Source organism: Blautia sp. NSJ-175 (assembly GCF_022867815.1).
In the GTDB taxonomy this organism is placed as follows: Bacteria; Bacillota; Clostridia; order Lachnospirales; family Lachnospiraceae; genus Blautia; species Blautia celeris.
The window spans coordinates 236,610-248,690 of the sequence record NZ_JALIFQ010000002.1; the positions used below are offsets into that span (position 1 = coordinate 236,610).

Consider the following 12,081-nt stretch of genomic DNA (forward strand, 5'->3'; position numbering starts at 1 on the left):
AAGTTCTCTGCTCCCGTCCGTACAGGGAAGCTTATGGCCAGACCCGGCGTCCGGTTTTAAACACAAGAAGGGAGCCGCCCCCCATGAACCTCTCAATTCATCAGGACAGCTCCCTCACCTCATCACCCTGCACTCATCAGGATAACACTATCTCTATTTATCAATCGTAACCTTATCCAGATGCCAAATCTCATCCACATACTGCTGTATCGTCCTGTCGGATGTGAACTTACCGGAGCATGCCGTATTCAGCAGCGCCTTCTTAGCCCATCCCGCTTCATCCTTATAAGCCTCTTCCACACGCTTCTGTGCTTCCGCATAAGCCTTAAAGTCAGCCAGAATAAAGTAAGTATCTGCCCTGTCACTGCTCTTAGTATTCAGCAGTGAATCATAGATATCACGGAACAGCTCAAAGTCACCATTGGAATACGTTCCGTTAATCAGCTGCATCAGCACATTACGGATATCCGGGTCATTGTTGAAATACTGCATGGGATCATATCCGCCATGGTTCTCATAGTTGATAACCTCGTCGGAAGACAGACCGAAGATAAACGCATTCTCCTCGCCCACTTCTTCCACGATCTCCACATTGGCACCATCCATAGTACCGATAGTAACCGCACCATTCAGCATGAACTTCATGTTACCGGTTCCTGACGCCTCTTTACTTGCAGTAGATATCTGCTCAGACACATCGGCTGCAGCGAAGATCATCTCCGCATTTGATACACGATAGTTCTCAATAAATACTACTTTCAGTTTTCCGTTGATAGATTTATCATTGTTCACCACATCTGCAACTGCGTTGATCAGCTTGATCGTAAGTTTTGCACGCACGTATCCCGCTGCGGCTTTTGCGCCGAAAATGAAGGTTCTCGGATAGAAATCCATTTCCGGATGCTCTTTGATCTGGTTATACAGATACATCACATGCAGAATATTCATAAGCTGGCGTTTGTACTCATGCAGACGCTTTACCTGTACATCGAAGATAGAACGCGGATCCACCTCAATGCCGTTGTGCTCCAGAATATATTTTGCAAGACGCACCTTGTTCTGATATTTGATATTCATGAACTCCTGCTGTGCTCTCTTGTCATCCGCATATACTTTCAGCTTGGAGAGCTGTGAAAGGTCTGTCACCCATCCGTCTCCGATATGGTCTGTTACCCAGTCAGCCAGCAGCGGGTTGCCGTGGAGCAGGAAACGTCTCTGTGTGATACCGTTTGTCTTGTTGTTGAATTTGTCAGGATACATCTCATAGAAATCCTTTAACTCCTGTTTCTTCAGGATTTCCGTGTGCAGCCTTGCAACACCGTTTACGGAGTAACCGCCTGCGATAGCCAGATGTGCCATCTTGACCTGGCCGTCATAGATGATAGCCATTTTGCGGACTTTCTCCTGATTGCCCGGATATTTATTGTTGATCTCCTGGATGAATCTGCGGTTGATCTCCTCAATGATCTGGTAAATACGGGGAAGCAGTTTGGAGAACAGCTCGATGGGCCATTTTTCCAGTGCCTCTGCCATAATGGTATGGTTGGTGTAAGCGCAGGTATGGGTTGTGATCTCCCATGCCTCCTCCCAGGTCATGCCTTCCTCGTCCAGAAGGATACGCATAAGCTCCGCCACAGTCATGGTCGGATGAGTATCATTTAACTGGAAGGTAACTTTCTTCGGCAGATCATGCAGGTCGCTGTGAGATTTTTTGAATTTCTCAATGGCAGCCTGGATACTTGCGGAGATGAAGAAATACTGCTGTTTCAGACGCAGCTCTTTACCTGCATAGTGATTGTCATTGGGATAAAGGACATCACAGATATTCTTTGCAAGGTTCTCCTGCTCAACTGCTTTTCTGTAGTCACCCTTGTCAAACAGATCAAGCTGGAATTCACTGATGGCCTGTGCATCCCAGATTCTCAGGGTGTTGACGATCTTGTTGTTGTAACCCACGATAGGCATGTCGTATGGAATAGCCAGTACGGACTGGTAACCTTCCTGTACGAAATTGTTTCTGCCTGTGGCTGGGTCATATACTACCTTTACATATCCGCCGAATTTTACTTCTTTGGCGTATTCCGGACGGCGAAGTTCGAATGGATATCCGTCTTTCAGCCAGTTATCCGGTACTTCCACCTGGAATCCGTTCTCAATCTTCTGTTTGAACAGACCATAGTGGTAACGGATACCGCAGCCGTAAGCGCAGTAGCCCAGAGTTGCCAGGGAATCCAGGAAACATGCTGCCAGTCTTCCCAGACCACCGTTTCCAAGGGCCGGGTCCGGCTCCTGGTCTTCGATCACATTTAAGTCAAATCCCAGTTCCTCCAGTGCCTCTTTCACTTCATTGTATGCGCACAGGTTGATCAGGTTGTTGCCCAGCGCACGGCCCATAAGGAACTCCATGGACAGGTAGTATACAATCTTCGGGTCATCTTTTTCATACTGCTTCTGTGTCAATAACCAGTTGTCAATAATAACGTCCTTGACCGCAAGAGAAACTGCCTGGAAAATCTGCTCCTGGCTTGCTTCCTCAATGGTCTTTCTGTAAAGCATCTTTACATTTTCCCTGACGCTTTTCTTAAACTCTTCTTTTTTGAAATTATTATCTAACATTTTCTCCTCCTCCGGAACTGACCGGCCGGGAAGATTCCTTATGAAATCTTCTCCACACCTAATGTCACGCTTTCAGAATTGATCTTCCAATCCTTTGTATAGCCGCTTACTTCATTGTAGTTGACGTCTTCTGCCAGTACCTCTGCCTTGATGTCCGCCTCGTGAGCGCGGAAGATGCCCTCAATCACCTGGTTTCCTGTAAGGGAAATTCTGATTTTATCCATTACCTCGAAACCAGCCTCTTTACGCATGGTCTGGACTTTGCTGATAATTTCTCTCACAAAGCCCTCTTCAATTAATTCCGGAGTCAGGTTTGTATCGAGTACAACCGTGATGTCATTGTCTGATTCGGAAACATATCCTTCCATCTGCGCAGTGTCAATGAGTAAGTCACTTTCTAATAATACTATTTCCTGACCGTCAATGTCAAGTTTCAGCTCGCCGCCGGCCTTCAGCTCATCCATGGCTGCATTGCCGTCGATGGAGGAAAGGGCTGCTCTTATGCTGTTCAGATGCTTGCCGTATTTTGGTCCCACGGTCTTTAACTGAGGCTTGAAGCTGTAGGATGTAAAATCTCTCACATCGTCTGTAAAGCTCATTTTCTTCACATTCAGTTCATCCTCAATGATCTCTTTATAGAAGTCGGAGAGCTGGAATGGGGCCTTGACGAACATTTTGCCGATTGGCTGGCGGTTCTTGATATTTGCCGCATTTCTGCATGCACGGCCCATTACCACGATTTCCAGAAGGTCTTCCATGTTCTCTTCCAGTTCAGCGTCGATCCACGCCTCATTGCATTCCGGGAAATCACACAGATGGATACTTTCCGGTGCGTCCTTGTCAATGCTTCTCACAAGGTTCTGGTAAATATCCTCTGTCATGAACGGAATCATAGGTGCTGCTGCTTTTGCAACGGTCACAAGGGCTGTGTACAGGGTCATATAAGCATTGATCTTATCCTGTTCCATACCTTTTGCCCAGAAACGCTCACGGCTTCTTCTCACATACCAGTTGCTCATCTCATCCACAAAATCCTGCAGCGCGCGGGCTGTCTCAGGGATGCGGTAGTTTGCCAGGTTGTCATCCACGGTTTTCACCAGGGTATTGAGCCTGGACAGCAGCCATTTATCCATAACAGGAAGCTTGTCGTATTCCAGTTTGTATTTTGTAGCGTCAAAGTTGTCGATATTTGCATACAGCACGAAGAACGCGTAGGTATTCCACAGGGTACCCATGAATTTGCGCTGTCCCTCCTGTACAGCCTTGCCGTGGAAACGGTTCGGCAGCCAGGGCGCACTGTTTACATAGAAATACCAGCGGATGGCATCAGCCCCGTAGGTATCCAGAGCCTCAAACGGATCAACGGCATTGCCCTTTGATTTGCTCATCTTCTGTCCGTTTTCATCCTGCACATGGCCCAGCACGATTACATTCTTAAACGGAGCCTTGTTGAAGATCAGGGTTGAGATAGCCAGCAGAGAGTAGAACCATCCTCTTGTCTGGTCCACAGCCTCGGAGATGAAATCTGCCGGGAACTGCTGCTCAAACAGGTCTTTATTTTCAAATGGATAGTGATGCTGTGCAAAAGGCATGGAACCGGAGTCAAACCAGCAGTCGATCACCTCAGGCACACGGTGCATCTCTTTGCCGCATTTCGGGCAGCGGATGGTGACATTGTCAATGTATGGCCTATGCAGCTCAATGTCATCCGGACAGTTGTCGGACATTGCCTTTAACTCTTCTTTGCTTCCGATGGAGTGCATATGTCCGCATTCACATTCCCACACATTCAGCGGGGTTCCCCAGTAGCGGTTGCGGCTGATGCCCCAGTCCTGTACATTTTCCAGCCAGTCTCCGAAGCGTCCCTTGCCGATGCTTTCCGGAATCCAGTTGATCGTATTGTTGTTGCGGATCAGGTCTTCCTTCACGGCTGTCATCTTGATGAACCAGGACTCTCTTGCATAATAGATCAGCGGAGTGTCACATCTCCAGCAGTGGGGATAACTGTGCTCAAATACAGGCGCATCAAACAGCAGGCCGCGTTTTTCCAGGTCAATCAGCACTTCTTTATCTGCTTTTTTGCAGAAAGTACCTGCCCACGGAGTCTCTGCGGTCATCTCACCTTTTTCATCTACTAACTGTAAGAACGGCAGGTCATAGGCTCTTCCCACCTTACTGTCATCTTCACCGAAGGCAGGTGCAATATGAACCACACCGGTACCGTCTGTCAGCGTTACATAAGTATCGCATGTAACATAGTATGCTTTCTTTTTCAGTTCTACGAATGGGAAGAGCGGCTCATACTCTTTGTACTCCAGTTCTTTTCCTGTATAGCGCTCCAGGATCTCATAATTTCCTTCTCCCAGAACCTTATCAAGCAGTGCTTCTGCCATATAGTAGGTGTATTCCCCGGATGTCACTTTTACATAGGTTTCATTTGGGTTCACACACAGTGCCACATTGGACGGAAGGGTCCAGGGTGTTGTGGTCCATGCCAGAATATATGCGTCCTCGCCTTTTACTTTAAAACGGGCGATAGCGGAGCGTTCTTTTACGTCCTTGTATCCCTGGGCTACCTCATGGCTGGAAAGCGGGGTTCCGCAGCGCGGGCAGTAGGGAACGATTTTATATCCTTTATACAAAAGGCCTTTGTCCCAGATTTGTTTTAAAGCCCACCATTCGGACTCGATGAAATCATCATGGTAGGTGACATAGGGATTATCCATATCTGCCCAGAAGCCTACAGTTCCCGAAAAATCCTCCCACATTCCCTTGTATTTCCACACAGATTCCTTGCAGTGGTTGATAAATGGTTCCAGACCGTACTCTTCAATCTGTTCCTTGCCGTCCAGACCCAGCATTTTCTCCACTTCCAGCTCTACCGGAAGGCCGTGGGTATCCCATCCTGCCTTTCTCGGTACCATGCAGCCTTTCATGGTGCGGTATCTCGGGATCATATCTTTGATAACACGTGTCAGAACATGGCCGATGTGTGGCTTGCCATTGGCTGTGGGCGGGCCGTCATAGAAAGTGTAGGTCTCACCTTCTTTTCTGTGTTCCATGCTCTTTTTGAAAATTTCATTGTCTTCCCAGAATTTCTCGATGTTTTTTTCTCTTTCCACAAAATTCATGTTTGTGGGGACTTTCTGATACATGTCTTATTCTCCTTTCTCTGTGCCTGGGGGATATAAAAAAGGCCTCCGCCCTGCAACAGGACGAAAGCCTCAGCTATCGTTTAACCACCTCTTACACATACTATCATACGCGTTCCTTTTAACGGGGGAAATCCGGCATCCCTTACTTATATTTCAGGCAGCGGCTCCGGAGTGATATTCTTCTGCTGATACTCATACCGGGCTTGCACCTTCCCCGGCTCGCTGTGGTTTTCTCCTGCAGAATACTGTCTCCATCATCGTCTTTGTCTTTATTAAATTTCATTATAAATAGATAGAGAAGAAAATGTCAAGGGATATGGGAGATTTTCTGTGATTTTGGCTATTTCGGCAGGTCTAATCCGGGAAGTTCTGCCGTATCCGGCACTACGATGTCCGCATTTCCCAGAATTTCACTGCTTCCAATCCCCACACTTTTCATTCCGCCTGCTGCCGCTGCAGCGATCCCTGCCGCCGAATCCTCTATCACCACACAGTCTTTACAAGGTACGCCCAGCATTTCAGCCGCCTTTGTAAACACCTGGGGGTCCGGTTTTGCACGTTCCACCAGGTTTCCGTCCACCACTGCGTCGAAGAATGGCATAAGACCCAGCTTTTTCAGAATCATGCCCCCGCTTTTGCTGGCGGAACCCAGAGCAATCTTATAGCCCTCCGCTCTCAGTCTTTCCAGAAACGCAGGTATGCCCGGCAGTATCTCAGATTCATCTATAGTGGACACCATATCCAGGTAGTACCCGTTCTTCCTGTCCGCCAGCGCTATTTTCTCCTCCATGGACAGATTCTGTATCTTTCCGGTCTCCAGCACGATCTCCAGGGATGTCATTCTGCTGACCCCCTTCAGACGCTCATTATTTGCCTCGTCAAATACAAAGCCCAGCTCTGCGGCCAGTTTTCTCCATGCCAGATAATGATACTTTGCGGTGTCCACTACAACACCGTCCAGATCAAAAATCACTGCTCTCATGCGCATATGTCCTCCTCTTTGTCTTTGCACTTCACTGACAGGGTATCTGTCAGAGTATATATTTCATCATTCACCAGCACAGACAGAGGCTGCACAAATTTCTCACGGCTTTCCAGCAGAACTTCCCGGCGGTTTATTTTCACATCTATTTCATGCCCATATACCTTCACAGAGAAACGCATCTCCTTCCAGTGTTTTGGCAGCCGCGGAGAAACATTCAGCCTTCCGTCAGAAAAACTGATGCCTGCAAATCCAAAGATCACACAACTCCAGATTCCCCCAAGGGAAGCAGCGTGGATACCATCGGTTGTATCATTTGGATTGTCATCCAGGTCAATGACCATACACTTTTTAAAGAACTCCCAGGACAGTTCCGTCTCACCGATGGCAGCGCAGGCCTGTGCGTGGGCACAGTAACTCAGAGAAGAGTCGTGTATAGTCCTCTCCTCGTAAAAGAGAACATTCTTTTTTACCACTTCTTTAGAGAACATGTATGGAAACAGGTTCAGGAGCATAACCACATCCGCCTGCTTCAGCACCTGCATATCAACCACCTCGTCCCTGGAGTAGTCCAGGAGGACTGCCTGTTTGATCTGAGACTTTTTATATTTTTCAATATCCGGGATGCGTTTTTTAGAGAGAAATGTGTCATCCTGGGGAATGACAAGCTCCTCATTGGGAACAGGAACGTACAGCCTGTCCGCAAACTCTTCCCAGCTCTTTCTGTTCCTATCCATCCCCAGACGGCGGTCCAGCTCACGGTACAGATCCGGACTCTCCGCACAGAGCTTTTCGGCCAGAACAGAGGCTAGTCTGCAGCAGTAGCGCGCCATATAATTGGTATATGCGTCATTATCCACGTGTTCCGTATATTCATCAGGCCCGATAATGTCACAGATCACATAAGCCTGTCTTTTTTCATCCCACTGCCCCCGGGATACCCAGAAAGAAGCCGTCTCAAAAATAATCTCATAACCGAACCGCTCCATAAATGCTCTGTCCCCGGTAACACTGTAATACTGCCATACCGCATAGGCAATATCCGCTGTCACATGATGCTCTTTGATTCCGGACCACACTTTGTTGGCCTTGCCTGTATGTATGTTAAGCGCTGCGTAGAGCGGTGTCTCTTCCCGCCCTGTTACGGCTGCCTCCCAGGGATACATGGCGCCCTTGTAACCATATGCCTCTGCCTTTTCCCTGGCTCCGTCCAGACCTTTATACCGGAATTCCAGCAGATTTCTGGCTGCCTGCGGAAATACATACTGGAAAAACGGTAATATAAAAATCTCCGCATCCCAGAACACATGTCCCTTGTACCCCTCACCTGTGAGTCCTTTTGCCGCAATACTGCAGTCTGTACTGTGCCAGGGCATCATTCCCAGCAGATGATACTGGGCAAAACTGACTGCTGCCTCTTCCTCCGGACTGGCCCCGTCAATCTCAATCCGGGCCTGTCTCCAGATATCCTGCATTATTTTCTTATGCTTTAAAAAGACATCTGCATACCCTGCCTCACTGCATTTTTCCAGCAGCTTCTTCTGCCTGTCCAGGCCAAGAGAGTCTTTTTCATTTTGGATATAGACATATTTGGTAAATTCCCAGGTTCCTCCATCCGGAATACTGAAGAAATATCTGCCGGTGATCCCTCTTCGTTTCAAGGTAAACACAGCCTCCTCCTCTTCTCCGGTATAACTTACCCCTTCCAGAATACTCAGTGTATCCTCCTCCAGATATCCCTCCACATGCAGATACTTTCTGTCGTACACCCGGCAGTTCACCTTCTTAAAGTGGGACACACCGCTGTTGGTCTGCTGTCCGTCGATTCCGGTACAGATTCCGCCGTTCTTTATGCATCCCTTCTGCATGGTGATTCCGATACTCTGTACAAACAGATGCTCATTTTCCATGGAGGCAAACCGGCGGTCTGTCAGGCAGAAGCTTGCGCCTGATTCCAGTTCATAGGTAGATGTGATCACCAGCTCTCCTGTGTGGATATTGAATTTCCGCTCAAACTCTGTAAGACAGCGGCTGTCCGGCAGCACCGGCACCCCGTCCAGCACCAGCTCATAGCCTGTCACATCAGGGCAGTTGACAAGTTCCGTAACTTCCTCCTCATAGGCCCTGTTGTAGAGACCGGCTATGAACATCCCCTTCTTCCCATCCAGAGAGGGGAGGCCAAGGGAAGCCCGGACACCCATATATCCATTACACTGTGCAAACACAGATTCTGTCTTCAAAGCAAAACGAGGTTCGTATTTCTTCTGTCTGAGCCAGATCTCTCCGCCCTGTTTTTCAATCGCATAGTGAATCATTCTGTCTCTTCCTCTCCCATCTGTCAGCCGTCCGTCAGCTATTCCTGCCATATATAAGGCATGCCGCTTTCGGCTGCTTTGTATAATGCCCCGATCACACGCTGAACATATGTCCCCTGCTCGGCTGTGACCAGCAGCGGCTCCCTGCCAAGACAGGCTTTTACAAAGTTCTCCTCACTGTCTCTGTGCCAGTCCCTCATCTCCATGAACGGAAAACTTTTGTCCGTAAGCTGTCCCTGTTCTTCCCCGTATATTTCAAGAGGAAATACGTTTGCGCCCAGCTTATCTCCGTATAACTGTATTTTCCTCAGATCACGTTCTTTCATATTAATGGCAAAGGATGTTTCCAGACTCATACTGGTTCCATCAGCAAAATGTATAAACCCAAAGAGTCCGTCCTCCACGGTAAAGCGTCCACCGTCCCATGTTCCCATAAGGCCCTGGCCGCCTCTTTTTCCGATTCTGTCACTGGAAGAAGCACACACGTAAGAAATCTGCGGATACCCCAGAAGATAGAGCGCACAGTCCAGCATATGTGCCCCGATATCAATCAGCGGGCCGCCTCCCTGCATAGCTTTATTGGTAAAATTACCCCAGCCGGGAATTCCTCTTCTTCTGTGCCACTGCACGTTCGTATTATAAATGGTACCAAAATCCCCCGCCAGAATCTTCTCTTTCAAAAATGCAGTCTGCTCACTGTGCCGGAAATGAAACCCGTAAGACAGAAGCAGCTTCTTTTCTTCCGCCTTTTTTTCCATGGCCTGTGCCTCCTGAACAGTTATGGCAGGTGGCTTTTCACATAATACATGACAGCCTGCCTCCAGCGCGTCCAGTGTGATCTGACAGTGGAATTTATTGGGCACGCAGATTGTCACCGCATCCGGCTGAATCTCAGACAGCATTTCCAGATGATTTCCGAAATACCGCGCAATCCCAAACTGCTCTGCCACTGCCTTCGCAGCGTCAGGGTTGGTATCACAAATTCCCACCAGCTCTACATTTTCCATGCTTTGATAATTTGGTATATGTGTCACCCTGGCGATCTGGCCGGAACCAATGATCGCCATTTTCAATTTATCCATCTTTATCCTCCTCTTGAGGGCAGAGAAAACACCGTCGGCATCCTGAGACGCCGGCGGTGTTTTTTACAGAAACTGCTTCATAAAATCAACGGATTTCTGATATACCTCCAGCGGATCATCCCCGCGGATTCTTCCTTCATTTACAACAGCGCCCTCATATCCTATATTCTTTAAAGTCTGCATATGCCTGTTCCAGTCAATGGACCCGGTACCAGGCTGGTATCTGTGGTTCTCCGCAATGTGGATATGTCCGATCACATCCCTGAACTCTGTAAGAGAGCGGGAAATATCATCCTCTTCGATCGCCATATGATAAAAGTCAGCCGTGATCTTGACCATCTCAAAGCCGCCCCTGCGGATAATATCCATGGCATCCTGCAGGGTGTTCAGCATATGGTCCTGATAACGGTTCAAAGGTTCCAGGTAAATGTAGATCCCATTCTCCTTTGCCACAGGCTCCAGCTCCGAAAGTGATTTCAAAATAGCTTTAACATCCCCTTCATGACTTCTGGGAGATACCATCGGCGGAAGACGGAAAGTGAACATACCCCAGGCAGCAGGTACCACAACACCGGTTCCCCCTACTTCCTTCAAGGCACGGATAATCTCTTTTAAATCCTCCACACCATTCTCCCTGCGCTCCTCTATAAAGTCCCCGATCCAGCCTCTGTAGCCGCCGCAGGCGCTGGACACGGGAAGACCTGACTCTTTAATGGCCTGTTTTACTGTTTCTACATTGTCTGTCAGCACTTTTCCGTCTATCTCAAAACATTCAAATCCCATATTTTTTACGAATTTGAATTTTTCAATCAGGTCTTCCGGAAAAAAATCCTTATCCTGTGTTCCTAACAGCATATTATTCCCTCCCTGTAAAGTCTACACCCAGTTTAATGCTCTCTTCCGGGTGCTGGTCAACGTAATAGCAGAATCCTTCCGCGCATTTGTCAAAGGGTACTACCGGATAAATAATGTCATCACAGTCAAGATAACCGTTCATAAGAAGCTCCCAGCACACATCTTCGATTCTGTGTCTGTCCCAGCGCGGATATTCCGGGTTCGGCTCACTGCAGGCACGAGAGAAAATGATCTTGCCGTAATTGAAGTGTGCCTCCTGCCCAAGCCACAGGCCTGCAGGGAATGGTTTTGCAAATGCCACATAAGCGATGGTTCCGTTATAAGCCAGACCTTTCAGCGCGGACTGCAGGGCATGTACATTACCGCTTGTCTCGATAATAACATCAGCACCCTTTTTATCTGTCAGCTTCTTGATCTCCATTCCGGCGTCGCAGCTCATGGAATCAATGGTGTAATGAGCACCGTGTTTTTCTGCGATTTCTCTTCTCTTCGCAATGGGGTCAATACCGATCACTGTGGTGGCACCGATCTTTGCCGCAAACTGCAGGGCAATCTGTCCGATGGCGCCGAGCCCGATCACCACAACACGGTCGCCCGGGCGAACATCCGCATCCCGGATTCCGCTCAGCGCAAACTGTGCAGGGTCATAGCAGACCGCATTCTTCGCGGATGCCTCTTTACTCATTTTTCTGAGCTTGTAATTGTCCACTGCATTTACGATCTGGGTCTCTTTAATGGGTCCGTAGGAGCATACGCGGTCACCCACTTCATACTCTGTAACATCTGCGCCCTTTTCTACGATCGTTCCAACGAACATATTTCCAAGTGCCAGGTCTCCAAATTCAATACCTCTGGGTTCATCTTCACCCCGCTCTGTGAAAACCCTCCACTCCTCATCGAATTTCCCGTCAATAAAAGGAGTGGTGCCGCGGAAATCCGCCAGCTCAGTGCCATGTTTGGGAGCTGCAAACTCCACCTTTATCTTTACTTCATTACTGTTTATCTCTCTGTCTGTATAGTCTTTCAGTTCAGCAACTCTGGGTGCTGTAGCCACTAATTTTTTCATGTCAGTTCTC

General features: G+C 48.3%; 7 protein-coding genes. All 7 read right to left on the reverse strand.

Going from position 1 to position 12,081, the window contains the following annotated elements; translation table 11 throughout:
• Positions 1-153 precede the first annotated feature (153 nt).
• Complete coding sequence (locus tag MUB35_RS04605) at positions 154-2,616, reverse strand: glycogen/starch/alpha-glucan phosphorylase (RefSeq protein ID WP_033140647.1); 2,463 nt, start codon at positions 2,614-2,616, stop codon at positions 154-156.
• A 38-nt stretch (positions 2,617-2,654) separates the two neighbouring features.
• The gene (gene ileS / locus MUB35_RS04610) at positions 2,655-5,771 is read right to left on the reverse strand and encodes an isoleucine--tRNA ligase (protein ID WP_244805816.1); all 3,117 of its coding nucleotides are present in this window, start codon (positions 5,769-5,771) and stop codon (positions 2,655-2,657) included.
• A gap of 340 nt (positions 5,772-6,111) precedes the next feature.
• A complete protein-coding gene (pgmB, locus tag MUB35_RS04615) occupies positions 6,112-6,753 on the reverse strand; it encodes a beta-phosphoglucomutase (protein WP_018595318.1) in 642 nt (213 codons plus the stop codon).
• Positions 6,750-9,119: a glycoside hydrolase family 65 protein gene (locus tag MUB35_RS04620; protein WP_244805817.1), complete on the reverse strand. Its 2,370-nt coding sequence runs from the start codon at positions 9,117-9,119 to the stop codon at positions 6,750-6,752. The genes pgmB and MUB35_RS04620 overlap by 4 nt, the downstream gene beginning before the upstream one ends.
• Entirely contained in the window at positions 9,107-10,150 is a 1,044-nt protein-coding gene (locus tag MUB35_RS04625) for a Gfo/Idh/MocA family protein (RefSeq protein WP_054353154.1), read from the reverse strand. The genes MUB35_RS04620 and MUB35_RS04625 overlap by 13 nt, the downstream gene beginning before the upstream one ends.
• A 63-nt stretch (positions 10,151-10,213) precedes the next feature.
• The gene (locus MUB35_RS04630) at positions 10,214-11,005 is read right to left on the reverse strand and encodes a sugar phosphate isomerase/epimerase family protein (RefSeq protein ID WP_018595315.1); all 792 of its coding nucleotides are present in this window, start codon (positions 11,003-11,005) and stop codon (positions 10,214-10,216) included.
• A 1-nt stretch (position 11,006) separates the two neighbouring features.
• Positions 11,007-12,071 (reverse strand): zinc-dependent alcohol dehydrogenase, encoded by a 1,065-nt coding sequence (locus MUB35_RS04635; protein ID WP_018595314.1) that lies wholly within the window; start codon positions 12,069-12,071, stop codon positions 11,007-11,009.
• Positions 12,072-12,081 lie beyond the last annotated feature (10 nt).

Coding starts and splice junctions, on each gene's coding strand:
- pgmB (WP_018595318.1), bottom strand. CDS start 6,753: ATGAGAGCAGTGATTTTTGATCTGGACGGTGTTGTAGTGGACACCGCA.
- MUB35_RS04620 (WP_244805817.1), bottom strand. CDS start 9,119: ATGGCAGGAATAGCTGACGGACGGCTGACAGATGGGAGAGGAAGAGAC.
- ileS (WP_244805816.1), bottom strand. CDS start 5,771: ATGTATCAGAAAGTCCCCACAAACATGAATTTTGTGGAAAGAGAAAAA.
- MUB35_RS04635 (WP_018595314.1), bottom strand. CDS start 12,071: ATGAAAAAATTAGTGGCTACAGCACCCAGAGTTGCTGAACTGAAAGAC.
- MUB35_RS04630 (WP_018595315.1), bottom strand. CDS start 11,005: ATGCTGTTAGGAACACAGGATAAGGATTTTTTTCCGGAAGACCTGATT.
- MUB35_RS04605 (WP_033140647.1), bottom strand. CDS start 2,616: ATGTTAGATAATAATTTCAAAAAAGAAGAGTTTAAGAAAAGCGTCAGG.
- MUB35_RS04625 (WP_054353154.1), bottom strand. CDS start 10,150: ATGGATAAATTGAAAATGGCGATCATTGGTTCCGGCCAGATCGCCAGG.